This is a genomic window from Streptomyces sp. C36 (assembly GCF_040932295.1).
Classification (GTDB): Bacteria; Actinomycetota; Actinomycetes; order Streptomycetales; family Streptomycetaceae; genus Streptomyces; species Streptomyces triculaminicus.
Genome location: NZ_JBFQGI010000006.1, coordinates 337,404 through 361,250, shown reverse-complemented (window position 1 = coordinate 361,250; position 23,847 = coordinate 337,404). Strand labels below are relative to the sequence as shown.

The following is a 23,847-nucleotide window of genomic DNA, read 5'->3' as shown; positions in this document are numbered from 1 at the left end:
GCGGCCCCGCGATCCTGGCGCCATGCCCGACGACGCCACCGACAGCCCCTTCGCCGCCTACCTCGAACTCCTCGCCGGCGGCGCGCCCGCCGACGCCTACGAGCGGCCCGTCCTGCGCGTCCGCGCCGACGGCGCGGACCCCGGCCGGCTCGCCGCCGTGGAGCGGGCCAAGCTCCTCGCCCTGCGGGTACGGGCCGAACTCGAGGACCGCCGACGGCGCGAGGCCGAACTGGCCGCCCTCTTCGCCACCGCCCACGACCTGGCGGGGCTGCGCGACATCGACGCGGTGCTCCAGGCCATCGTGCGGCGCGCCCGCGCGCTGCTGGGCACCGACGCCGCCTACCTCACCCTCAACGACCCCGCCGCCGGGGACACGTACATGCGCGTCACGGACGGCTCGGTCTCCGCGCGCTTCCAGGAACTGCGGCTGGGCATGGGGGAGGGGCTCGGCGGACTGGTCGCGCAGACGGCACGCCCGTACGCCACCGACGCCTACCTGCGCGACCCGCGCTTCAGGCACACCAGGATCATCGACTCCGGAGTGCGCGACGAGGGGCTCGTCGCCATCCTCGGCGTCCCGCTGCGGCTCGGCAGCGGCGTCATCGGGGTCCTCTTTGCCGCCGACCGGCGCTCCCGCGTCTTCGACCGGCGGCAGATCGCCCTGCTCTCCTCCTTCGCCGCCCACGCCGCCGTCGCCATCGACACCGCCAACCTCCTGGCCGAGACCCGCTCGGCGCTGGCCGATCTCGAGGCCGCCAACGAGATCGTCCGGGACCGCGGCGCCGCCGTCGAACGCGCCGCCGACGTCCACGACCGGCTCACCGAACTCGTCCTGCGCGGCGGCGGAGTCCACGACGTCACCGCCACGATCGCCGAAGTCCTCGGCGGCCGCGCCGAGTTCCTGGACGAGTTCCCGGACCCGGCGGCGGAGCCGCTGAGCGCCGTCGAACGCTCCCGCGCCGAAGGCCGCGCCGTCCGCCACGGCGACGACTGGATCGCGGCCGTCACCGCCGGCGACGAACTGCTCGGCGCGATCCGGCTGTCCGACCGCCCCGGCCTCGACCCCGTCGACCGCCGCGCCCTGGAACGCGCCGCCATGGTCACCGCCCTCCTGCGACTGGCCCGGCGCTCGGCGGGCGAGGCCGAACAGCGCGTACGCGGCGAACTCCTGGACGACCTGCTCGACGCCCCCGACCGCGCTCCCCGCCTCCTGCGCGAACGGGCCGCCCGCCTGCGCGCCGACCTCGACGCGCCCCACCTCGTGCTCGCCGCCCGCATCGCGGACGAGGCCGCCGCCGCCCCCGGCGACCGGCGACGCCTGGGGGCCGCCGCCGCCCACCTGGCCGCCACCGGCCACGGGCTCGCCGTCGCCCGGGACGGCGGCGCCGTGCTCCTCCTCCCGCACGGACCGGGCGACGACGCCACCACGACCGCGCGCAACACCGCCCGCCGCCTGGAGGAAGCGGCCCACGCACCCGTCACCGTCGGCGCCTCCCGGCCCGTCCCCGCGCCCGCCGCCCGCCCCGGCGACGTCGCCACCGCCTACGCCGAGGCGCGGCGCTGCCTGGACGTCCTGCACGCGCTCGGCCGCGGGGGCGAGGGCGCGGCGGCGGACGACTTCGGCTTCCTGGGCCTGCTGCTCGCCGGAACCGACGGCGGCACCCAGGCCGGGGAGTTCGTGACCCGGACGATCGGGCCGGTCATCGACTACGACGCCCGGCGCGGCACCGCCCTCGTCCGCACCCTCGACGCCTACTTCGCCTGCGGCATGAGCCCGGCACGCACCAAGGACGAGCTGCACGTGCACGTCAACACCGTCTCCCAGCGCCTCGAGCGCGCCGGCCGCCTCCTCGGCGCGGACTGGCAGACGCCCGCCCGCGCCCTGGAGATCCAGCTGGCCCTGCGCCTGCACCGCCTCTCACCCGCGCTCGGAGGCGAGTGAACGCCCTGCTCGCTCTTTCTTCTCATCCTCGGCGGCCAGGTCGCGGTGCCGGGTCTCCCGGGCACAACCGACGGCCACGAGGGTGAGAACGGCGGCGGCCATCACATACAGGGCCACCGGGGTCGCGCTGCCGTGCTCGGCGAGCAGCGCGGTGGCGATGAGCGGGGCGGGCGCTCCGGCGGCCACGGACGAGAACTGGGCCCCGATCGACGCGCCCGAGTACCGCACCCGGGTCGCGAACATCTCGGAGAAGAAGGCGGCCTGGGGCGCGTACATCGCACCGTGGAACACCAGCCCCACCGTCACCGCGGCGACCAGGGCCCCGAACGACCCCGTGTCGACGAGCGCGAAGAACGGGAACGCCCACGCCCCCACCCCCGCCGCGCCCAGCAGATAGACGGGCCGTCGGCCGACCCGGTCCGACAGGGCGCCCCAGGCGGGGATGACCGCGAAGTGTGCTGCCGAGCCGATGAGAACGGCGTTGAGGGCCGTCTGCTTCGACAGCTGCGTGTGCCCGGTCGCGTAGACGAGGACGAACGCGGTGATCACGTAGTAGCCGATGTTCTCCGCCATACGAGCGCCCATGGCCACCAGCACGTCCCGCCACTGGTCCCGCAGCACCACGACGAGCGGCATCCGCTCGGTCGCGGCCGCCGCCCCACCATCCTGCGACGCCTGGGCCCGCTCCAGCGCGGCCCGGAAGACCGGCGACTCGTCCACGGACAACCGAATCCACAGCCCCACCACCAACAGCAGCCCCGACAACAGGAACGGAACCCGCCAGCCCCACGCGAAGAACTCCGCGTCCGACAACGTGGCCGTCAGCGCCGACAACACCCCCGTCGCCAGCAACTGCCCCGCAGGCGCCCCGGTCTGCGGCCACGACGCCCAGAACCCCCGCCGCCGCGCATCCCCGTGCTCCGACACCAACAGCACCGCACCACCCCACTCACCCCCCAGAGCGAACCCCTGCACCAGCCGCAGCCCAGTGAGCAGCACGGGCGCGAGTGCCCCGGCCGTGGCATGCGTCGGCAACACCCCGATGGCACACGTCGCACCCCCCATCATCAGCAAACTCACCACCAACAGCCGCTTCCGCCCCAACCGATCCCCGTAGTGCCCGAACACCAACGCCCCCAACGGCCGGGCCGCGAACCCCACGGCATAGGTCAGGAACGACAACAGGGTGCCGACGAGCGGATCGGACCCGGGAAAGAACAGCTTGTTGAAGACGAGCGCGGCGGCGGAGCCGTAGAGGAAGAAGTCGTACCACTCCACGGTGGTGCCGATCAGGCTGGCGACGACTATGCGGGGGAGTGAGTTGGGAGTTGGCGGGTGTGTGGCGGGGGTGGCCATGGTCATCACTTCCGGGTGGGCGAGGGGCGCGTCATTGCGTCGCCACACGGTAGGAAGTGGCAGGTCAGGGGCCTATGTGGTGGGGGACCACACTTCGGGGGCGGGGTGTGAGGGCAGCGCCCATGAGGGGGCCCTGCGGGCCCGGCGTATCACTCAACTCGATTTAGGAATTCGGCGCGGAGTAATGCCGTGATTGGGGCGATCTGGCGCTCCCGTGCTGACTCCCGTGCTGACTTGGTGCTGACCTGAGGGCACCTGTCATCACCCCTGATGACCTGCACCGTGCTGACTTTCCGTAGTCGGTGAGAGGTCGGGCGAGAGTGAGGGTGGATCGTGGCGACCCGATGGCGAGATGAGCTGGCGAGGGGTGCCGGGACCAGCTCATGCCCAGAGCCCCGCCCGCACGCCACGGGAAAGACGCGCAGGCGGGGCCATTTCGGACGGACCTTCTTATTCCTCGGGGATGCCTCGATAAGCTGCCCACGCCTGAGCCGCTTCCGCCATGGCCCCGAGCCACGCCTGATCGGGACGCCGGTCGGCGATGGCACGGAGCATCCGCAGATAGGCCCCGGCGAACACGTCGATCGCCTTCGGGTCTGCGTTCGCCCATGCCGTGCAACCGGTGGCCCAGGACTCAGCGGACTCGGGGCTGTGGCCGGCTGCGACCAGTTGCACGACGAAACAGGCCGGATCGATGAAGGCAGGCCCGCACGTGGGCCATGCCCAGTCGATGATCCACGATCCCGCATCCCCTACCGTCAGGTTGTCCGGGTTGATGTCCGTGTGCAGCAGGGCATCGCCGCGGAGGAACACCAGTTCCTCTTCGCTGCCTACGTAGGCGTCCCACCGGTCTTCCGTCCAGTTCCGCGCGACGTCAGGCAACGGCAGGGCCGCCGCCCGGTTGAGGAGATCCACAGCGAGGGGAAGATCCGGCGAGTCCGGCTCGAAGTCAAGACCACGCTCCTCGATGACTTCGAACGCGAGGATGATCCATCCGGCGTCGTCTCCGTCAACGCTCCACAGCAGGGCCGGAGAGAGGGGCTGTACGTAGGGGTTGATCTCCCGTTCCCGGATGATCGAGTCCCGCCGGCCCCCCGGCTCGTTGAACACCGCCTTGACGAAGAACTGCCCCTTCTCACTGTTGATGATCGCAGCGAAGTCCGAGCTGTACCCGTGGTCCGGGATCTCCACCGCAGTGACTTCGCCGGTGTGCGGGTGAATCAGTGCTCGGAAGTGGGCGTCAGGAAGATCAGCCACGCCGGTTCTCCTCAGTTGCTCAGTTCTTCGGTCGGCACGTACTGGGCGGCGTACCCGGGTAGCACGAGGCGTTCGGCTCGCACCTCGGGTCACATGGGTTCTTCGGGACGCAGTCAGGGTTGCACGGCTGGTTCTGGCCGCCGCCCTTGTCCTTGTCTTTGTCCTTCCCCCACCCCCAGACCTCCCGGAAGGAGTCGATGGCCTCGGATAGAGCGGGGCCGCCCAGGATAGAGGTCAGCGAGTCCTCGCGGACGTTTCCGACACCCATCCAGGTGGAGAAGACACAGGGCGAGACGTTGCCGTTCGGGTCGATCGAGGCCCTGCCATCGCCACACCCGCCACACAGGTTGGACGCGTCCGGCTTCTGGCCGCAGGATGCTCGCCCGAACTCCCTGATGTGGTCGATTCCGATCTGGGCGACGCCGATCGATTCCAGGTCGGCCTTCGCCGCCTCGATGACCTGCTCGTTGTCTCCAACGATTCCGACCCGGATCGGGACACCGAGTTCAATCGCCTTGACGATGTTCGCGCGAGTCCGAGCGTGGCTCGGACGACTGGTGACCTTGTTGTGCTCCGGCGCCTTGTTCGAGTAGTACGACGCGGCGAGGGACATTCCCTCGCGCTGGAGCAGCGTCCACCACTCGTTCGTCACGTGAACCAGGTTGCTGTAGACCTCAACCTTGATGTCGAGCGTCAGAGCGTGGTCCGCGATTTCGATCGTGTGCGGGTACATCATCGGCTCTCCACCGATGAGGGTGACATTCTCGACGCCCACCTTGGCCGCCTGGTCCAAGACCTTGAACCAGTCGTCCCGGCTCATCGCCCCGTGGTCGCCATCAGGCCCCGACCCGTTGTAGCAGTGCGTGCATTCGAGCTGACACTTCCTCGTCAGGTCCAGCCACAAGTAGTGCGTCGTGGCCTGCTGGACGGGTAACGCCGTCGCCATGTTCTTGTCCCTTCGCTCGTTGAGCTGGATCAACGCGAGGCTTTCCTGGCGTCGTCGTGCGCTTGCCAACCCGCCCGTCCGTCACAACGGAGCGGGCATCCGCCATCGGTTGGGCTGCCGGCCGTGATGGAGTACTGGAGTCCTGGGAAGTCCCCGCCGATGGCGGAAGCGTGAAGGCCGTCAGTCCGGCTTCGTCTGCTCGGCGGCGAAAGCGTCCCTGAGGCGTTGGAGGCCGCGTTGCAGGTCCTCAAGCGTGTACCGGTCCGGCTGGAGGGCGGACCAGGTAGCGAGTCGAATGCCGTCGAGTCGCCGGTAGAGCTCTCGCTGCGTGACGTGGCGGCACCAGTACTCTTCCACCGCCCCCACAATCCGGCCGACCTCGTCGCGAAACGTGGGGCCGGGAGGGTTGAGGATGCGCTGAATGTTTCGCTCACGGTTCGAGATCGGCTGCCTGCGGCGGCGCCAGCGCAGCCACGGCCGCCTCATGCTGCCGCCAAGTCGCGCAGGTTCACGGGCTTGACCTCGCGAAGCTCCATGATCAGTTTGGAGCCGAGCATCCCGTCCAGCCGAGTATCGCCGTACGGCAACCACGGCTCCCCGCCGAAGGAACGCCATCCCGCGAGGGCACGCCGGTAGAGCGCGCCGGCCACGCCCCACGGGCGCGGGTCGCGCACTCGGAGCGCCGCGAACGTGGGACTGGTGCCAATGTGCGGGCACTGTTCGATGGACGCACGGGCGTGAGGTTCGCAGAGGGGCGGCATCGCCGTGAGTGACCTCTCGGGCCACGTCTTCGGGTCTTGGTCCGTGCGCCAGTCCAGGAACAGCCAGCCGTCCTCGTTGTGGCTTGCGGGCTCCCGGCAGACCTGGCACTTCAGCCCGCGCGCGCACTCGTACTGTCGCCTGGGGTGCATCTCGCTGTAGATGGGCCGCCCCTTGCCGGGGGACGAGGAGACACGCGCCACGAGGACGCCTCTCTCGTCGCGGTCGGCCCGTTTCGCGGGGCCCTTGTAGCCGAGTCGAGGCCGGGGGAAGACCTCAAGGGTCAGGTCGCTCACCAGGCCAGGGCGCTCGCTGTCCCACAGGGTGACGTACGGGACCACCGTGGGGCGAGCGATCGGTCGACTACACACTGACGGCCTCCCTGGCATCGGCCCCCTGCCAGCCTTCCTGCTCCAGCAGCGAGAGGAGGTCCCGAGTCGTGGCCGCGGCGCGTTGGGCGAGGTGCCGGTTCGGGCCGCCGCGTTCATCGGCGACCGTCCGCGCGCGGGCGACCATCTCGCGGACCACGACGCGACCGCCGTCCAGGGCGCCTTCCGCCTCGTTCGCCAGGGTGAGAGATAGCCGTGCAGGGTGAGCACCGTGGCAGTTAGCTCGGCATCGTCGACATCGTCGAGGTGACTGCTGACCACGTAGTCCGCCGTCTGCCGGATTGCCTCGGGCGTGATCCGAACCGGCGTGCTGGCCTGCTCCGACACGAGTTGGCGCCGCATCGCCTCCAGGAAGCGCCGCAGCGTTCCGGTGTCCGTTGCCTCCAGGGTGTCCTCGACGAGGTAGCCCAGTTTCGGTAACTCGTGTCCCCAGGCTTCCCCGGCCACCCGCCGGTCGTCCGAGCCGCCGGACGGAAGGGCGCGGCGGACGAGCGTGAACCTCCGAGGCTTCGCGTGCTTGCCCATCAGGTACTCACCTCGTTGACCAGCTCGGCCCACACGACCTTGCCCCAGCGGCGGCGGTCAACGTTCCAGTCGTCAGCGAGAGCCTCCACGATGACCAATCCGCGGCCACTTGTGGCCTTCGCCTCCGGGGCATCGGGCACCGGCATACGGCGAGACCTGTCGGACACGGCAACGCGCACCCGGTTCTCGGACCGTCGTTCCACGCTTACTCGCAGCGTCGAACACCTGCTGTGCTGCACGGAATTGGTCACCAGCTCGGAGACGACCAGGACTCCATTGTCGGTCAAGCTGCTGAGGTCCCAAGTGTTCAGGGCGGCCCGGACCAGTCGGCGTGCCTCGCTCGCCGACTCGGCCTCGCAGGGCAACGTCTCGCTATAGCCAGGGACACCAGTGGCGCTGGCTCTGGTCGCGATCATGGTCAAGGTGTCTTCCCTTCGAGGGCGGTGGAGCACCTCACCGACAGAGGGGGGTGGGCGGGCGCTCTCCTCCATGCAGTCAGGCGCCAGGGGCGGTGCCTGCCTCTTCACTGCGGCTTGCGACTTTGAAGAGTCCACCGCCGGGGAAGGAAAGGTGACAGGTGATTTCGCGAGATGCAGCGAGCGTGACCCCGGTGATTTTTACCTTCAGGCTGTCGCCGTCGATGTCGGCACGGTTACCTTCGAGTTGTGGGAGAGAACCGCGAACTTGCAGCCGCGTTGGACGACGCCCAGATGGGGCAGGCGGAGTTGGCTCGGCGCGTCAACGCGGAGATCACTGCACGGACAGGTCAGGTGGGACACGTCACGGACCGAGATGTACGCCGCTGGTTGACGGGCGAGACCCGCTGGCCGCAAGCCAAGCAGCGGTTATGTATCGAGAAGGTCCTTGGGCGCTCGGCGATCGACTTAGGCTTCGTCCCCCGCGCCAAGAACGCAGCACAAGCACCTCCGGAGGACTCCTTGCAACGTCGTGTCTTCTTCGCTGCTGCAACTGGAACGGCTGTCGCGGCGACCGTTGGTGCCTCGCCACCTCGCCTCGGCCAGAGCGACGTGCTCCGGTTCCACGTTGAGCACGGCGAGATCGTCGCCCAGGACCAGGCGGTCGGAGGGGCCGAGAAAGTTGAGAATCACGCCGTAGAGCTGGCGATGCGAATCAAGTCGTCGCTGGCTAGAGGTGCGGCAACGTCCAGCAGGGTACGGGCCAGGCTCTACGCTCTGGCCTCGGACGTCACGTGCTCCGCGGCCTTCGCTGCGATCGATGCCCAAGCCCGCACCCGCGCCCGCAGCCACCTCGACTCGGCGGTTACGTTCGCTGGGCTTTCGGGCGATAGCGAGACTCAGTATCACGTCTGGAACCACCTCGCGATGGTGGCTGGCCAACGAGCAGACTACGCGGAGGGCGCTGCCGCAGCCGAGGCGGCCAAGGGCCTTGCCATCACGAAGAAGGACCCCCTCTACGCGTCCCTGGCACACATGCGCAGCGCCCATGCACATGCAGGCCGCCGCGACCGAAGCGCCGCACTTCGAGCCCTCGCCGCCTCGGAGCGGGCCTTCGGCCGGCACGCCGCCATGGAACGCCCCCCTTGGATTCAGTTCTACGACGAGGCTGAGCTTGACGGGCTGACATCGATCATGTGGCTCCGCCTCGGCGTGCCTGATCGTGCGGAATACCACCTGCATCGCGCGCTTCGCGCCATCCACCCTGACCGCATCCGCAACCGCACGTACTACACCGCACACCTGTCCCTGGCGCAGGCCAGGCAGGGAGACCTGATGCAGGCATGCAGCACGGCCGACCGAACTGGCGTACTCCTGAGCAGGGTTCGCGGATCAAAGCGCACGACGGACACCCTGGCGAATGTTCGCAAGCTCGTGGTGTCGTCGGGCTCAAGGGAGCCCAGCATTCTGGACTGGGCGGAGAGGGCACAGGCATGGATCTGAAGACCTATACGCACAAGGATGCGTCCGATATCCGGGAGATGCTTCTCGACATGCACGATGCCGTGTACGACGGCGACGAGGATCGGTTTCACGAGCGGGAACGCTTCGCCTGGTTCGTCGACCACTGGAGCGGCAAGAAGAGCTGGTCCTGCGTCGTCGGCTTCGACAAGGGGGCGCCCACCGGCTTCGCGTATGGGGCGACGTTCGACCAAGGGGGCTGGTGGAAGAGCTCCGAGCGACCCGCTTCCGTCCCGCCCGAGGCGACCGTGTTCGCCCTGTCCGAACTCATGGTGATGGAGCGGTGGCGGAAGACCGGCGTATCAACTCAGCTCCATGAAGCCTTGGTGGACAGTCGAGACGACGACTTCGCCACGCTCCTCGTCGACTCGACGCACCCAAAAGTGCAGGCTCTCTACGGGACGTGGGGGTACGAGAAGGTCGGCGAGCAGAAGCCCTTCGAGGATTCGCCTGTCTTCGCGATCATGGTGAAGAAGCTCGCGGCCTTGGTCTGACGCTGCCAGACGGCCCCGCCCCGTTGTGGAAGGGCGGGGCCGCTGTCATGCGGCGCTGTCGAGCGCCTCGTACCCGTCCACGTAGTCGCAACCGTTCAAGTGGGAAACGATCTTGCCGACACCGCGTTCGAGTCGGTACCGCACTGCTCGGCCGGTGACTCCGTCGCGGGCGGCGATCAGGTCGTCCGGCCAGTCGAGCGCGTACCGCAAGAACAGGGCCCGTCGCTCGCCAAGGGATAGCTCGCACGAGCGCGGCTATGCGGAGAGCACCACCGTGAACCGCTACGACATCCTGGCTGCTACGTTCAACTTCGCGTTGGCCAACGACTACATTGCGAAGAACCCCTGTGTTGGCCTCAAGGTCGGGCGCAACAAAGCCAAGCGGAAGTCCAAGAAGAAGATCTCGATTCCGACACTGACCGAGCTCCAGACGCTCGCCGATCACTTGCCAGCTCAGTACCAGCTCCTGGTCTGGCTCATGGCGGGCTGCGGACTCCGGATCGCCGAGGCGATGGCGGTCAGCCTCGGCCAGTTCGACTTCGAAGCCGACGTCCTGTATGTCGACCGCCAGGTGACCCAGGACGGTGCGAACGAGAAGCCTCGCACCCAACGCCAGAAAGCGATCACCAAGGGGCGAGGGAGAGCCCACCGGATTCGACATCTGAAGTGGCGCGAAGCGGACGAGGGCAGAGCAGTCCCCATGTCCGCCTACGTTGCTCGCAAGGTTCAGGAGCACGTGGCCAAGTTCGGGACTTACCGTGTGGAGGATGGTGCGAACCGCATGGCAGGCGACTACCTGTTCTCCAACGTGGGCCGAACCAACATCCTCATGTACTCGCTGGCCGACCGACTCTGGGGCAAGGCCCGAAGGGACGCCGGCATCCCTCGGAAGGTCAAGCCGCATTGGCTGAGGCACTTCTTCGCCTCGGCTGCACTGAGCAAGGGTGTGCCGGTCAATGAAGTCGCAGAGTGGCTCGGGCACCGCGACCCGAAGATCACTCTCCAGACCTACGCTCACATCATGCCCGACGCACCCTCACGCCTCCAGGCTGTGATGGACTCCGTCTTCAGTTGTGAGGTGGAGCTGGATCTGCCATTGGGGTTCGACGCATTCGTCGAAGCAGCATGACCCGATACCGGGGGACGCCAGCCGCGCCCCCGGTATTCGCGTTGTCTACTTGCGAGGCCGGTTGAACCAGAGCTTCCACCAGTTCAGCCCGTCAGTGCCTGTGTCGAATCCTTCGATTCCAAGGCGATGACTTGTCCATGGTGGACGGTTGCTTGAGCGGCAGGGATGAGGCTCAGCCGAGGCGGAATTGCTGGTTCGGCTTGCCCCTGTCGGTCCACTGGACGAGCTTGGCGCCGTCCTCGGTGTCCTCGCCCGCGACGGACAGGAGCTTGCCGCTGTGGCGTGCTTCCAGGGAGAAGTAGCCGTTGTCCTTCTGGACGAGCTTCCACTCCTGGTTGGTTTTGCCCTTGTTCTCCCACTGGACGACCGTGGCGCCGTCGTCGGTCCCCGAAGAGGTGACGGACAGTGCCTTACGGCTGTGCAGTGCCAGGACGATGTAGTAGCCGTCCGTCGACGCTTCGAGGTTCCAGTGCTGGTTGGGCTTGTCCTTGTCGGTCCACTGCACGACGTCGGCACCGTCCTGGGTTCCCGCACCGCGCACAGAGACGAGCTTGTTGCTGTGACGGGCCACCAGTGAGGCGGTGAACACGGCCATGAGTCTCCCTAACCTAGGGTCTCCAATTGCTCTCCGCCCCAGGATCCCGTCCCCGCTTTCTGCGGACCATCCCTCACATGGGCGACCGTGATCGGGCGACCAGGTCACGTGGCCGCAGCCGGGCTCGCGCCGAGTCGGCGCCGTGCTTTCGAAGACGCAGGCGCCGCCCGGCCCATGTCATAGAGGATCTGGCACAGGCAGTCACGCAACTGTCGGGGCATCAGCGACCCAGCAACGAGGTAGAACGCGATTGCGAGTACGAGCACGAGTGCAAGCAATCTGACGAACCACCACAGCGCAGGCGGCAGGCCCACGAGCTTCAACCGGGACCAGTACGCACGCAGGAATGAATTCGAGCGCACCGTGAACGCCCTCAAGGGCTTCCGCGCTGTAGCGACGCGGTTTGACAAGCGCGCCTACATCTTCCAGGGAACGGTCACGGTCGCAGCTATCCGGCTCTGGCTCCGCTCATGAGCCGCCGGACACGCCGTAGACCCGACGTAGACAGCGCCCTCGCGCCAGCCCAAGGGCGGGCGCGAGGCTGATCGTTTAGGGCCTGCTCGATGAGTCGTCGACCGGCTTACACAGCCCGGGGCACAGTGCCACCGTGACCCGGGCCGGAGTGGATTGCCGGTGTCCCGGCAGGGAGCGTGCCCTAGGGGGTGTAGGTCAGCACTACGCAGCCGTCGTGCCCCTGCCTGCCACTTTGGGAAGGCTCTTCTGTGCCGGTCCCGTTTTCCGGGTTGTGGCCGGCCCCGTTGCCGCCTTTGCCGCCGGCCCCTGCGCCGGAGCAGCCCGGTTCGGACACCGGAGCCTGCCCTCCTTCACCGCCGCGTCCCCGGTGGGTGCGGTAGCCGTCTTGGCCGCGGTCGCCGTCATGGCCCGGTTGTTTAACGTGATCGCGGGACGCGCAAAGGCCGTTGTTGCCGCTGGCTCCGCCGGCCCGTCCGTAGCCGCTCCCCAATTCCCCGGACCCCTCGCCGCCCCGCCCCGGCTGTCCGGGTGAGGCACCAGCCAGCCCCACCCGCAAGACCCCGTACTTGCTGCCGACAGAGGAGGGCTGCCCCTTCACGCCGGGTTTGCCGTCGTGCTTCTTGCCTGAGCCGCCAGCGCCTCCGGCACCGCCTTTGCCGACGCCAACGATGATATTCCTCCCATAGTTGAGGTCGATGGTGCAGGATTCCAGCGCCCCGCTGGCGCCGCCCCCGCCGCCTCCCCCGGTCAGGGGGCCGTCGTTGTTGCCGCCGCCACCCCCGCCTCCGCCGCCGGCGCCCACGAGCGTCACATGGATACGGGTGACACCGGTCGGCACGGTGAAGTCGTACTGACCGGGTTGGTTGAACGTCTTGACGACGGGATCCGGCGCCGCCGATGCCGAGCCCGGCATCGCCAGCAACGGCACCGTCGCCGCACACACCAGGGCCGCGCACCACGACCGTGAGGGGGTGAGCATCCTCATGAACGACCTCCTGAACATCCTCAGATCACACCCCCTCCCTCTCCCGTGCCCGCCGTGCCAATCGCCCACAGCCACGCGTTCACTCCATCCGGCGACGTCACGGGATACCCCCCACGCCCCCAAGAGCCTCCTCTCGGCAAGCCACCCCAACAGTCACTCAACCCGTCGGACCCTCCCCAGTGTGACTCTCTGTGATTTCTTCGCGGGAGGTCGCTTCGCATGTCCGCTTCGACGGGTGCTGGTTCAGGAGCAGTTGGAGTTCCCGTGCTGTTTCGTGCTGACTTCGGGCCTTAGATGCCAGGGAAAGCGCAGGTGGGAGCTCTCCTACAGTGAGGCGTCGTACCACTCGATGGTGGTCCCGATGAGGCTCGCGACGACGATCCGGGGGAGCGAGTTGGGGGTGGGGTTGCTTGAGGCGGGGGTGGTCATGGTCACCGCTTCCGGGTGGGGGAGGGGCGCGTCATCGCGTCGCCATACCGTAGGAAGTGGCAGGTGAGGGGCCTATGTGGCGGGGGACCACACTTCGGGGGCAGGGCGTGAGGGCAGCGCCCATGAGGGGGGCGTTGCGGGCCGCCCTACGAGGGGAAACCGGCCCCCCGTTCAGCGAATATCTTCATTGCATCACCCAGGAATTCCACCATCCTGGGATGGTAGGAATTATGGAACTCCCTCATGGCGTCGTCTTCTGAGTACAGGAGCGCCGTGCCGACGTAGGCCTTCCTGGTAGGGGTGTAAAATCGGCAGGTTACGTCAAAGTGCCTGCGAACGAGCTCCTGAATGTGTCGATCCCCGGGCAGGGAGTCGTCCAGGCATGCCGCAATCTCCCTGTACAGCACATCCCAGTCCTGGTGGACCTGATTCTTGTCCACATGTGCCCAGTTGTTGGTCTCGGCAAGGCTTTTTGTCTGCTCGCTGGCCAACGACCGGCGACACTCGTCTTCGTACTGATTCCCCATGGCACCAATTCTCATGATTCTTACGTCTCTTCAGTGGATTTCTCAAGAGGCGGCCGACATGCCGACATTGACCGACTGTTGATCCAGGCGGAACGGTGACACACGCCCGCCGGGTAGGCAAGCCGTTTTATTGAGCCCGGATCCAGGGCCGCGGCGTACGCCTACTGGAGCGGCTGGCCGAGGTGCCGGACCCGCGTGAATTGCGCGGGGCGCGTTCACAGGGAGCACGTATTGACGGTGTCGGTTCCGCGGGCAGGCGCCGGCACAGTGTGGCTCGTCGGTGGGGTGGTGCCTCGGCTGGTCCAGGCCGTCAGTGTGTCGAAGGCTGCCGTGAAGCAGGGGGACATCGGCCGGACGAGCTCCTCGTGGCCCTTGTACAGGCCGTCGGAGTGGGTTCCGCCGGTGACCCGGTAGTAGCGGTGCAGGTTGCCGCGCCCCGCGTCGTCGACCATCTTCGCGTAGACGTCGCCGCTCCTGGAGATCGGGAGGAGCGCGTCGAGTGTGCCCTGGAGGGTGATCAGCGGTCGCTTGATGTTGCCGGTGAGGGACAGGCGCTCGACCGTCTTGTGCACGCTGTCCGGCCGGTCGGCGTAGACGTAGTCGGCGTCGCAGCCCTTCTGGGTGGCTTCCCGGCAGAACGGGGTTCCGGCCTCCTTGCCGCCGTCGTACTCAGGGTCGATCTCCTCGCGCACGATCCGCTGCAGCAGGTCCCATTGCTTGTCGTAGTGGAAGCCCCACATCGTCTCGGAGCCGACGGGATACCCGGCGGCGTACATCGCCTCGAGGGCGCCGGGCTCCTTGGCGACGTAGCGGGGGTAGGCGCGCAGCGCGGCGGGAGCCGTGTCGAGGATGTTGGGACTCTTCGGAGTGAACAGCAGGCCGTGCAGCTCGATGCCGCCCTTGTACAGCTCCGGGTGGTGCTCCAGCTGCCATCGCACCAGGTAGCCGCCGGCCGAGGCGCCCGCCATATAGGTGTTCACGGTCGTGCGGCCGTAGTGCCGCGCGACGGTGCTCGTGGCGGCCCTGGCCAGTTGGGTGACGCGGTCGTGCCATTCCGCGATGGCGTCGCCGGGGCGTCGGCCGTCGGTGTAGATCTTTTCCCCGGTGTTGCCCTTGTCGGTGGCCGCGTACGCGAAGCCCCGGGCGAGCACCTCGTCGGAGATCAGGCGGTCATTGGCGTACTGCTCGCGCACACCGGGCGGTCCGGCGACGACGAGTCCGCCGTTCCATTTTTCGGGCAGCCGGATCACGAACTGGCTGTCGTGGTTCCAGCCGGGGTGGTTGGTGTTGGTGGCCGAGGTGTCGGGGAAGTAGCCGTCCAGCTGGATCCCCTTCACCCCCGACGGTTTGACCGTGCCGGGTGCTTCGAGCCCGAGCCAGTCCTTGGGGTCGGTGTGCCCGGAGACCATGGTCCCGGTCGTGGTCAGGTCGGCCAGGCAGGCGCCGGTCACGTACTCGGCCCCGGGGACACGCAGGGTGCACGACGTCGTCGTGGGCGAGCCGGGCTCCGGCAGTGCGCTCGCGGTGGGCGAACCGAGCGTCGCGGCCAGCAGCGCCGCGGCGACGGCGGCGACCGGCCGGGCGACGCGTTGCGTCAGGGGTGTCATCAGAGGCATCAGAGGAGGCATCAGAGGTGTTCCTGTCATCTCATCTACGGGGAGCCGTTGTCCGGCGATCCGAGACTAGGAAGGGCCGGGCCCGGGCCACAGATGCCGAGTGGCCGCATCGGCGGGCGACGCCCCGCCGACTCGTGCCACGGCCGGCCCGGACGGCACATGACCTTTGGCCAATGTCCGTCATGACCTGCGGTATCGCCGGTCCGCCCAGCCATGTCCGTGGGTATCGTTCGCTGCAGTCGAAGCTGCTTGAGAGGGACCGAATGACTGCGTTGCCGACTCCGGCCGGCGGGCTCTCGCGCCCCATGCCGTGGCTGCCGCTCCTCGTCTACGCAGCCGTCCTGATCGGCGGGCTCTACGGCGGCGTCGTGGCCGCCGGCCCGGCCGACTGGCCCCGGCTCGGGGGATTCACGGCGTGCCTGCTGCTCCTGGCGGCCCTCGACAGGGGTGAGCGGCGCCGTCATCCGGTCCGTACACCGGCCCGCCCGGCCCTCGCACTGCTCATCGCACGCCTCGTGCTCTTCGCCGCCGCGAGCGGCTTGGACCGGTCCGGAGTCTCACGGGCACTGTTCGTGCTGGTGCCCCTCACCGCGTACTTCGCATTCGGCCGCCGCACGAGCGTCGCGCTGAGCGTGGCCTGCGTGGGGGTGATTCTCGCGGGAAACGTTCTGTTGGTTCCCCGGTGGTACCTCCGGCCCGACACCGTCGCCGACCTGCTGATGTCCGGCCTCGGCCTCGTACTCGCGGTCTCGATGGCCACCATCGCCGTGGGTGAGCAGGAGGCACGCCTGCGGCTCGAACGCACCCTGGACGAACTGCGGGACTCGCACGCGCAACTGACCGCGTACGCGGCCCGCGTCGCACAACTCTCGACGGTGCAGGAACGCAACCGACTCGCCCGCGAGTTCCACGACGGACTCGGCCACCACCTCACGGCGATCGCCATCCAGTTGGAGAAGGCCTCCGCCTTCCACGAGGTGGACGCGGGGGTCGCCCAGCAGGCGGTCGCCGACGCCCGCTGGTCCGCAAACCGCGCGCTCGACGAGGTCCGGCAGTCGGTGAGGGCACTGCGCGACGAGGACGAACCCTTCTCGTTGTCCACCGCGCTCGCGGACCTGGTACGCCATACCGCCGGCGCGCCGCCGCGTGTGACGCTCCACCTGTCCGGTGACGAGCACGGCCACCGCGCCGAAGCGCTCACCGCCTTGTACCGCGCGGCCCAGGAGGGGCTCACGAACGCACGCAGACATGCACACGCCGAACACATCACGGTATCGGCGGAGTACGGGGACCACGAAGCCCGGCTCGTGGTCGCGGACGACGGGCGGGGCTTCTCCGTCGACGCCACCGGGCGCTCCGGCAGCGGAGCCGCCCCGGGCAGCACCGGCGGCCAAGGGGGATTCGGCCTCCGCGCGATGCGCGAACGGCTCGACCTCTTGGGTGGCTGTGTACAGATTGACGCGGCCCCGGGTCGCGGCACCGTGATCACCGTGACGGTGCCGTGCTCCCTCACGCCCGCACCAGCACCCGCATTCGGATCCGGCCTGGAGGTGGCACGATGACGACCGGTACCGAGACCGACCCCGTGCGGGTGCTGGTCGTGGACGACCAGCAGCTGGTCCGGGAAGGCATCGCTTCCCTGCTCGGCATCCAGCCCGGCATCACCGTGATCGGTGCGGTGTCGGACGGCCGGCAGGCCGTAGAGGCCGCAGTCGCCCATCACCCCGACGTGATCCTCATGGATGTCAGGATGCCCGTCATGGACGGTGTCACTGCCGTCGACGTGCTGAGCAAGCGCGCACCCCTTTGCCGCGTGGTCATGCTGACGACCTTCGACGACGACGAGTACGTGGCACAGGCCCTCCGCGCGGGTGCCATCGGCTACCTCCTCAAGAACCTGCCCTCCGTAGAACTCGCCGCCGCCGTACGCCTGGCGCACGCCGGCGTTGCCCAGCTCGATGCCTCGGTGGCACGCGGCCTGGCCGCCGGACTGTCCCGCCCGGCCCGGGGGGCGCCGGCGGTCGCCGAACGGGTGCCGGGGCCGACCACCGCCACCACCGACCCCGGACCCGGCCTCTCGGTCCTGACCGAGCGCGAGACCGACGTGCTGCGTCTGATCGCCACAGGGTCGACCAACCGCGAGATCGCGGGCCGTCTCTTCCTCAGCGAAGGCACGGTCAAGAACCACATCTCCCGCGTCCTGGCACGACTCGGCCTGCGCGACCGCACCCACGCCGCGATCTATGCCCGCGACCACGGCCTCCTGTAAAGGGTGTTCCGTAGGGTAGGCACGTCCCGGCATTGTCAGGGCCGCTTCCCACCCTCACCGGCGTCCCCCGGATCAGGCTGTCCTCAGCTTCAACCGGACTGCTGCGACAGCCCGGTGGCGGAGCCCTTTCATCCCCGCCCGGTCATCAAGCGCCTCGTGGCGCACGGTTCCGTCCACGATCAGCACCGTGCCTGCCGGGTGCCGGCGGCGGACCGGTGCCGGCGCAAGGAACGGAGCGACGATGTGGTGTTCGGCGATGGCCTTCCGGGTGGTGGCGTCCCTGGCTGACCCTGGCCGCCGCAGGGCCGGCGATGGCGGGCCCCGCGGCGGTCACGGGTTGTGTCATATCAGGCGGTGCGCCCGGAGATCGGCCACGTACTTGGTGATCAGGTCCGGTGACAGACGGGGGATGTCGTTGTCGTCGTCGAGGGCTGCGGCCCGTACCGCCGCGCGGAACCGGTCCGCCGGCAGGGCGGAGCCGGCGAGTGGCTGTTCCGGCTCGGCGAAGGCGTGCAGCAGCGGGAGCAGCGAATGCCGCTTCTGGCGGTCGGGCAGGGCGCGCAGGGTGGTCTCGAAGCGGTCGATCCACTTGGCGTGGTCCTGAATGCGTGTCAGGGGATGTCCGGCTGATATCAGCCAGTCGACGACCGTGTCGAGCGAGATGCCGTCTTCGTGCGGGTTGACCACGTTGTAGGTCCGGTAGCCCTCTCGTGCGTCGTCACCGAGCGAGGTGATGGCCCGCGCGGTGAAGTCCACCGGGAGTGCATCGAAGTGTCCGCGGCCGTCGTCGGTGCCCCGGGCGTAGAAGCTGCTGGGTGCGATGCCCGTCGCCAGCAGGCTCAGCACGAGGCGGGTGAAGACATCCGGGATGTTGAGCTGACCGCGGTAGCGCGGGTGGGCGAGGATCATGTTGGAGCGGAAGACGGCGACCGGCAGACCGAATGTTTCGTGCGCTTCGCGCAGCAGCACCTCGCCGGCCCATTTGCTGGCTGCGTAACCGTCGGCGTATTCACCGTCGAGGTCGCGTGTCCCGCAGGCGGTGCGGATGTCAGCCTGCTCGTCGGCGGCCGCCGGGTTCCCGAAGACGACGGCGACCGTCGACAGGTAGGTGAACTGCTTGATCCGGGAGGTGACCGCGAGCCTGATCAGTTCGACCGTTCCCAGCACGTTGGGGCCGAACAGCTGGCCGTAGGGCAGGACGTGGTTGACCAGTGCCGCCGGGTGGACGATCAGGTCCACGGTATCGGCCAGCCGCTGCCAGGTCTCCTCGTCGAGCCCGAGACGCGGTTCCCCGATGTCGCCGGCGACCACGTGAAGATGCTGGGCGGCGGACTTGCGGTAGCGCTCCATGAGTTCCGGGTCGCCGCTGTCGAAGGCCGCGTCGAGCCGTGCCCGGGCTGCCTCGGCGGAGGAGCCGCGGACTACGCATACCAGCGTGCCGCCGCGCTCCGCCGTGCGCTCCAGCCACTCGAGGCACAGGAAACGGCCCAGGTAGCCGTTGGCGCCGGTCAGCAGGACGGTCCGGGCCTCGGGCAGCGGACCGGCCGGCCTTTGCCTTCCGGCCTGCTCGACGGTCCGCGTGTCGAGGAACGCGTCCAGCCGCAGCTCGGCCGCGTCGAGTCGCGTCGCGTTCGGGCCGTGCACGCTGTCGGCGGTGGGACGGCGACGTTCCGTCGCGAGCGCCCGCTCGATGTGGTCGGCCACCCGCTGCAGCGAGTTGACCGGGCTGATGATCACGTCGACAGGGACGTCGACGTGAAGGATCTCCTTCATCAGCTGGGAGAACGACAGCGCCGTGAGGCTGTCACCGCCGAGTTCGAGGAAGCGTGTGCCAGGCTTCACGACACCCTCTTCCAGCCCGAGAAGCGCCTGCGCGGCCCGAAGCACGGTCGCCGGTACCGGCTGGTCGGCGCCGGCCTGACGCAGTGTCCGGAGTTCTTCGGTCTCACGGTCGGACAGCTCGGTGTACAGCGCTTCGAGGCGCTCGCCGTAGCGCTTCGTCAGGGCCGGCCGTAACGGCTTGCGCACCCCGGCGAGCAGCCCGTTCTCCTGAGTGAACGGCTCGGTCTCGACGAGGAGATCCCGGGGAATCTCGTAGGAGTTCAGCCCCGCCTCGGTGGCGAGCTTCCGCAGGGACTCCCGCAGGATCGGCCTGAGGCGCCGGGCGTCCCCGTCGGCGCGCTCGAGGGCCTCCTGCGTCGGCACGACGACCGCGAGCAGGTAGGCGCGAGCGCCGCTGCCGTACAGGAAGATCTGCCGGACGACCGGACTGCCGCTGAAGAGCGCTTCCAGGCGGGAGACGGCGACGAATTCGCCCTGTGACAGCTTGAGGACGTTGGAGCGGCGCTCGACGTACCTCAGTTCGTCGGGGCCGACGCGGGCCATGATGTCGCCCGTGCGGTAGAAGCCGTCCTCGTCGAAGACCTCGGAGGTGGCGTCCGGGCGCCGGAAGTACCCGGGGACGAGCCGGTCGGACCTGATCAGCAGTTCGCCCCTGGGGTACGGCGAGTCGGTTCCGAAGTATCCCAGCTCGGGTACGTCGGCCAGCCTGTGGTCGGTCACCGGCGGGCGCAGTACCCGGCCGTCGAGGGAGACGACCCCGCCTTCCGTCGACCCGTAGCCGTCGAGCAGCCGGACGTGGAAGCAGTCCTCGATGAAGGCCGTCGTCTCGGGGCTCGGCGGGGCCGAGGCGCTGAGGGCCCACAGGAGGCGGCCGCCCATGACCTTCTCCCGCAGTTCCTCCATCACCTGCTCCGCCGGCTCGGCCGCATCGCCGTCTGTCCCGGTCCGGTGGGACAACTCCGCCCGGTAGTGCTGGAAGAGCATGTCGGAGATGCGGGGAACCATGACGAACTCGGTGGGACGGACCAGGGAGAGGTCCTCGAAGAGCGTCGACAGGTCGCTGGACGCCGTGAAACAGGCGAGACCGCCCTTGGCGAGTGTCCCGAACAGCACGCCCCTTCCCATCATGTGACTCAACGGCAGGTAGTTGAGCACGATGGAGGGCCGCACCGCCTGGCCGGGCACGAAGTCGACCCAGAACTGCCTGACCAGACGCTCGGTGTACATGGCCCCCTTGGGGGTGCCGGTACTTCCCGAGGTGTAGATCAGCGCGCTCAGCGCGTCGGCCGCCGACCCGTCGGGAACCCGGGGGAGCGACGGCAGCGCCCTTCCCCGGTCGACGACCGACGCCAGCGTGTCCAGGGCCACTCCCCGGCCCTGCGCCGCGAGCCGGGCGCGCGCGGACTCCAGCTTCTCCTGGTGGGCGGTGGCCTCGGGCCGGTGGCCGATGACGACGATCCTGCCCAGCGAGGGGGCGTTCGCCGCGACCTCGAGCGAGACTTCCAGGTGGTCGACGTCCACCACGAGCAGGCGCGGTCCGGCCTGTTCGACGATGGGCGCCAGGTGTGCTGCCGAAGCACCCGACTGCAGGGGAACGGACACCGCGCCCGAGCGGACACAGGCCAGATCCGTCACGGTGTATTCGGCGCTCGTGGGACCGAGGACGGCGACGAAGTCGCCGGGGCCCACCGCATGTTCGGGGTGGTGCCGCCACTCGGAGGCCACCGCACCCACCCGCTCCCAGAGTTCGCCGTAGGTGAGCGTGTCGAACCGCTGCAGAAGGCGCAGCGTGGTGCGGCCCGTCTCCGGGTCGGTGACCGGCTCCGTGGCACGCTCGCCCAGGGCGGGGCGGTCGGCGTATGCCTCCATCACGGTGGCCACCAGGTCGGCGAGCGGTAATCCGGGGCGCCGGATCGCCTCGGTGACGGCGTCCAGGGGCGCAGCGTCACGGAACTGGGCGTCGGTCGCGTACAGGCGGACGCTTCGTCGGTCGGTACGTGCGTCGAGCTCGTCGGTGGGGAGGTGGGAGCGAGACACGAGTGATCTCCTTTGTGGCCGTGAAAGCCTGTTCAGACAGGCGGCGTTGCCGCTCGGACAGGGTGATCGGATCAGGAGGAGGGAGGAGGGCTGACGTAGGTGGCGGTGCCGGCCCGCGCCGTGGCCGGCGAGCGCCGTGGCGATGCCGAGGACGGCCAGGACGGCGCGGTGTGCCAGGAACCCGGCACGGCGGGGGTCGGCGGTGCCACGAGGCAGATCGCGATGACGAGTCCGGCGGACACGGCGGGCCGGGCGCAGTAGGCGGCCGGTGTCCCGGCGGCGGAGCGCCGGTGGGACACCGGGGTCGGCTGCGGGCTCACCGGTCCTCCGCCGCGCGTGCGTCGGCGGTTTCGTGGTCGCGGGTGAGCCGGACGATCGCGGCCGCGGCATCGCGGGCGCCGCCCGCGTCCCGGGCCTCGATCGCGTCGACGAGCCGCCGGTGCAGGCCGGCGTGCTCCTCGGCGTGGGCGGCGTCCCAGGGCAGGCCCCCCAGGTGCGAGGTGAGCGCCGCGCCGAGGTAGTCGTACACCTCGATCAGCAGGTCGTTCCCGCTCGCCCGGACGACGGACCGGTGGAAGAGCGCGTCGACGTCCGTGGCCGCGGACATGTCCTCGCCGGCGGTGGCCGCTTCGGCGTCGGCCAGCAGCTCCCGCAGCTGCCGCACCTGCCCGTCGCTGCGGCGCAGGGCCGCGGCGCCCGAGGCGTACTCCTCCAGAACGGTCCGCAGTTCCAGCACGTCGTCCCGCTTCGCGGAGCCTGCCCGCCGCACCATGACCGACTGGAGCTCGCTGGAGGAGCGGACGTACGTGCCGTCACCGGCTCTGGGCTCCAGCAGGCCGAGGTGCACCAGTGCGCCGATCGCCTCGCGCAGCGTGCTGCGTCCGACCCCGAGCTCCTCGATGAGGGCCTGTTCCGGCGGGATGCGCGTCCCGACCGGCCAGCCCCCTGCCTCGATGTGCGAGCGGAGGCTCTCCACGAGCTGGGCGGACAGGCTGGCCGTCCGCCGCGGTGCGCTGATGCGTTTCATGGAAGCACCGTACACAAACATCAGACATTTGAACATCGTCTCTTGTGGTTCGCGCACTTCTCCGCCGCCCCCAGCAACAACGGGTGCGGGCCGGCGTCTTACCGACCCAGTCCCCGTCAGGTGGCGACGCGGCCCCGATCTGTGCCGCGGCTTCCGCCGTCGAGCCGAACTGTGGGCGAAGCCGCGCCCCCGAGCGTCCCGGAGCAGTTGGACGCCGAACAGCTCAATGCCCTTGGAGACTTGATGCCTCAAGCTCGCGAAAAGGGAGTGGTCCACGAACGTCAGCGGGGCATCAGCAAAACGTCAGAGCGGCGTCAGCGTTGCGTGAGCGGTTCGCCATAGGTTGACGGGGCGTCATGGCTAGCTCAAAGGGGCCTGGCCTGCGCAGATCGTGTTGAGAGAACAGGATGCTCAAGGTGAAGAGATTCAAGGCCGCCGTTGTCGCCATCGCCACCATGGCAGGGCTGGCCGTGGCCGGCGCCCCGGCTCAGGCGGCCGACACCTGCACCGCGGGGGGCGGCGGCAAGTACATATGCGATTACGGCGTGAAGGAGCACGCGCTTCCGAGCGGCGAGAAGGAGCAGTTCCTGGTCGGCCTCGACTACGCGGTATGGACGCGCTGGACCGTCGGCAAGCAGTGGACCGGGTGGGTGTCCATGGGCATGCCCGATCCTTTCGGTTCTGCCCGTGCTGCGAGCGGTGTCAACGTGAAGGATGAGCAGTCGCAGGGCAAGCTCCGAACGATCATCTACCTCCAGAACAGCAACGGCGCCACCGTGGCCAAGACGCGCGACGGCCTCGGGACCACCTGGTGGGCTTGGGACTTCCCCAACTGCTGCTGACCGCGCGTTCCGCCCTCTGGGTCGTGTGTGATGCCATGGTCGGCCGCCGCGTCGGATCGGGGTGGTTTCGCCGGTGAGGCGGCGGGCCATGGGGCCGATCACGGCTCATGGCGATCACGGCTGCGGAGCGGTGCGGGTGGGTTTCGTAGCCACGGGCCGGGCGGCGCTGGTGCGTGAGCCGGCCGAAACTTCCCTCGATCGTCCAACGCCACGGAATCACCGTGCAGGCCGGGGCCGGGCGGTGACCGTCGTGGTCACCGGTCTGCTGGGAGCGTTGGCCGGCTTCCTGGCGCTCGTCGTTCCGGCAGGTCCGGCCACCCCAGGGCGCTCAAAGGGGTGCCCGGCTGCGGTCTGAAGATCGCAGCCAGAGAGGGAGGAGCGCCGGTCTCGCTGGACGGGCGTTCACTCATTCCCCTCGCGGGGTGGATTAGCGTTTTAGGTCATTAAGTCTATTTATTGCGGGTAGTCAC

At 68.9% G+C, this 23,847-nt stretch carries 20 protein-coding genes and 2 pseudogenes; 9 read left to right on the top strand and 13 right to left on the bottom strand.

Annotation, left to right across the window (positions count from 1 at the left end):
• Positions 1-22: 22 nt before the first annotated feature.
• A complete protein-coding gene (locus AB4K12_RS20760; protein WP_368435599.1) occupies positions 23-1,942 on the top strand; it encodes a helix-turn-helix domain-containing protein in 1,920 nt (639 codons plus the stop codon).
• Here AB4K12_RS20760 and AB4K12_RS20755 read toward each other — a convergent pair.
• The 6 genes from AB4K12_RS20755 to AB4K12_RS20730 all read right to left on the bottom strand — a co-directional run bounded on the left by AB4K12_RS20755 (position 1,919) and on the right by AB4K12_RS20730 (position 7,590).
• Complete coding sequence (locus AB4K12_RS20755) at positions 1,919-3,298, bottom strand: MFS transporter (protein ID WP_368435703.1); 1,380 nt, start codon at positions 3,296-3,298, stop codon at positions 1,919-1,921. The two genes, AB4K12_RS20760 and AB4K12_RS20755, sit on opposite strands and share 24 nt — an antisense overlap.
• A gap of 450 nt (positions 3,299-3,748) precedes the next feature.
• Complete coding sequence (locus tag AB4K12_RS20750) at positions 3,749-4,555, bottom strand: protein kinase (RefSeq protein WP_368435598.1); 807 nt, start codon at positions 4,553-4,555, stop codon at positions 3,749-3,751.
• Between the two features lie 19 nt (positions 4,556-4,574).
• Positions 4,575-5,534, bottom strand: coding sequence for a radical SAM/SPASM domain-containing protein (locus tag AB4K12_RS20745; RefSeq protein ID WP_368435597.1), 960 nt, complete (start codon positions 5,532-5,534; stop codon positions 4,575-4,577).
• Positions 5,535-5,681: 147 nt separating this feature from the next.
• Positions 5,682-5,987 (bottom strand): hypothetical protein, encoded by a 306-nt coding sequence (locus AB4K12_RS20740; protein ID WP_368435596.1) that lies wholly within the window; start codon positions 5,985-5,987, stop codon positions 5,682-5,684.
• On the bottom strand, positions 5,984-7,174 hold the full coding sequence (locus AB4K12_RS20735; protein WP_368435595.1) for a hypothetical protein: 1,191 nt from the start codon (positions 7,172-7,174) through the stop codon (positions 5,984-5,986). The genes AB4K12_RS20740 and AB4K12_RS20735 overlap by 4 nt, the downstream gene beginning before the upstream one ends.
• Positions 7,174-7,590: an ATP-binding protein gene (locus tag AB4K12_RS20730; RefSeq protein WP_368435702.1), complete on the bottom strand. Its 417-nt coding sequence runs from the start codon at positions 7,588-7,590 to the stop codon at positions 7,174-7,176. Before AB4K12_RS20730 ends, AB4K12_RS20735 begins: the two co-directional genes overlap by 1 nt.
• Positions 7,591-7,839: 249 nt before the next feature.
• Here AB4K12_RS20730 and AB4K12_RS20725 point away from each other — a divergent pair, with 249 nt between their 5' ends.
• From AB4K12_RS20725 to AB4K12_RS20715, 3 genes are all read left to right on the top strand, one after another.
• A complete protein-coding gene (locus tag AB4K12_RS20725; protein ID WP_368435594.1) occupies positions 7,840-9,093 on the top strand; it encodes an XRE family transcriptional regulator in 1,254 nt (417 codons plus the stop codon).
• Positions 9,084-9,605 (top strand): GNAT family N-acetyltransferase, encoded by a 522-nt coding sequence (locus AB4K12_RS20720; protein WP_368435593.1) that lies wholly within the window; start codon positions 9,084-9,086, stop codon positions 9,603-9,605. The genes AB4K12_RS20725 and AB4K12_RS20720 overlap by 10 nt, the downstream gene beginning before the upstream one ends.
• A gap of 274 nt (positions 9,606-9,879) precedes the next feature.
• Positions 9,880-10,734, top strand: a complete 855-nt coding sequence (locus AB4K12_RS20715) for a tyrosine-type recombinase/integrase (RefSeq protein ID WP_368435592.1) — start codon at positions 9,880-9,882, stop codon at positions 10,732-10,734.
• A 172-nt stretch (positions 10,735-10,906) separates the two neighbouring features.
• Here AB4K12_RS20715 and AB4K12_RS20710 read toward each other — a convergent pair whose 3' ends face one another.
• Entirely contained in the window at positions 10,907-11,329 is a 423-nt protein-coding gene (locus AB4K12_RS20710; RefSeq protein WP_368435591.1) for an RICIN domain-containing protein, read from the bottom strand.
• A gap of 294 nt (positions 11,330-11,623) precedes the next feature.
• Here AB4K12_RS20710 and AB4K12_RS20705 point away from each other — a divergent pair.
• Positions 11,624-11,803: pseudogene (locus AB4K12_RS20705) on the top strand (IS5/IS1182 family transposase); the annotation flags it as partial.
• 181 nt (positions 11,804-11,984) lie between these two features.
• Here AB4K12_RS20705 and AB4K12_RS20700 read toward each other — a convergent pair.
• The 3 genes from AB4K12_RS20700 to AB4K12_RS20690 all read right to left on the bottom strand — a co-directional run bounded on the left by AB4K12_RS20700 (position 11,985) and on the right by AB4K12_RS20690 (position 15,351).
• A complete protein-coding gene (locus AB4K12_RS20700) occupies positions 11,985-12,788 on the bottom strand; it encodes a hypothetical protein (RefSeq protein WP_368435590.1) in 804 nt (267 codons plus the stop codon).
• Between the two features lie 575 nt (positions 12,789-13,363).
• On the bottom strand, positions 13,364-13,744 hold the full coding sequence (locus AB4K12_RS20695; protein WP_368435589.1) for a TipAS antibiotic-recognition domain-containing protein: 381 nt from the start codon (positions 13,742-13,744) through the stop codon (positions 13,364-13,366).
• A 215-nt stretch (positions 13,745-13,959) separates the two neighbouring features.
• Positions 13,960-15,351 (bottom strand): tannase/feruloyl esterase family alpha/beta hydrolase, encoded by a 1,392-nt coding sequence (locus AB4K12_RS20690; RefSeq protein WP_368435588.1) that lies wholly within the window; start codon positions 15,349-15,351, stop codon positions 13,960-13,962.
• A gap of 272 nt (positions 15,352-15,623) precedes the next feature.
• Between AB4K12_RS20690 and AB4K12_RS20685 the strand changes: the two genes are divergently transcribed.
• Both AB4K12_RS20685 and AB4K12_RS20680 read left to right on the top strand, forming a co-directional pair.
• The gene (locus AB4K12_RS20685) at positions 15,624-16,922 is read left to right on the top strand and encodes a sensor histidine kinase (RefSeq protein WP_368435587.1); all 1,299 of its coding nucleotides are present in this window, start codon (positions 15,624-15,626) and stop codon (positions 16,920-16,922) included.
• Positions 16,919-17,629 carry a response regulator gene (locus AB4K12_RS20680; protein ID WP_368435586.1) on the top strand — a complete coding sequence of 237 codons (711 nt, stop codon included), beginning with the start codon at positions 16,919-16,921 and terminating at the stop codon, positions 17,627-17,629. The genes AB4K12_RS20685 and AB4K12_RS20680 overlap by 4 nt, the downstream gene beginning before the upstream one ends.
• 342 nt (positions 17,630-17,971) lie before the next feature.
• On the opposite strand, the gene car is transcribed toward AB4K12_RS20680, so the two are convergent.
• Entirely contained in the window at positions 17,972-21,508 is a 3,537-nt protein-coding gene (gene car / locus AB4K12_RS20675; protein ID WP_368435585.1) for a carboxylic acid reductase, read from the bottom strand.
• A 99-nt stretch (positions 21,509-21,607) separates the two neighbouring features.
• On the opposite strand from car, the gene AB4K12_RS20670 reads away from it, so the two are divergent.
• Positions 21,608-21,769: a hypothetical protein gene (locus AB4K12_RS20670; RefSeq protein WP_368435584.1), complete on the top strand. Its 162-nt coding sequence runs from the start codon at positions 21,608-21,610 to the stop codon at positions 21,767-21,769.
• Positions 21,770-21,824: 55 nt separating this feature from the next.
• Here the strand turns inward: AB4K12_RS20670 and AB4K12_RS20665 are convergent, their stop codons facing one another.
• Positions 21,825-22,535 carry a FadR/GntR family transcriptional regulator gene (locus tag AB4K12_RS20665; protein WP_368435583.1) on the bottom strand — a complete coding sequence of 237 codons (711 nt, stop codon included), beginning with the start codon at positions 22,533-22,535 and terminating at the stop codon, positions 21,825-21,827.
• A 416-nt stretch (positions 22,536-22,951) separates the two neighbouring features.
• Between AB4K12_RS20665 and AB4K12_RS20660 the strand changes: the two genes are divergently transcribed.
• Positions 22,952-23,377, top strand: coding sequence for a hypothetical protein (locus AB4K12_RS20660; protein WP_368435582.1), 426 nt, complete (start codon positions 22,952-22,954; stop codon positions 23,375-23,377).
• 57 nt (positions 23,378-23,434) lie between these two features.
• On the opposite strand, the pseudogene AB4K12_RS20655 reads toward AB4K12_RS20660, so the two are convergent.
• Positions 23,435-23,597, bottom strand: a pseudogene (locus AB4K12_RS20655) (IS5/IS1182 family transposase); the annotation flags it as partial.
• Positions 23,598-23,847 lie beyond the last annotated feature (250 nt).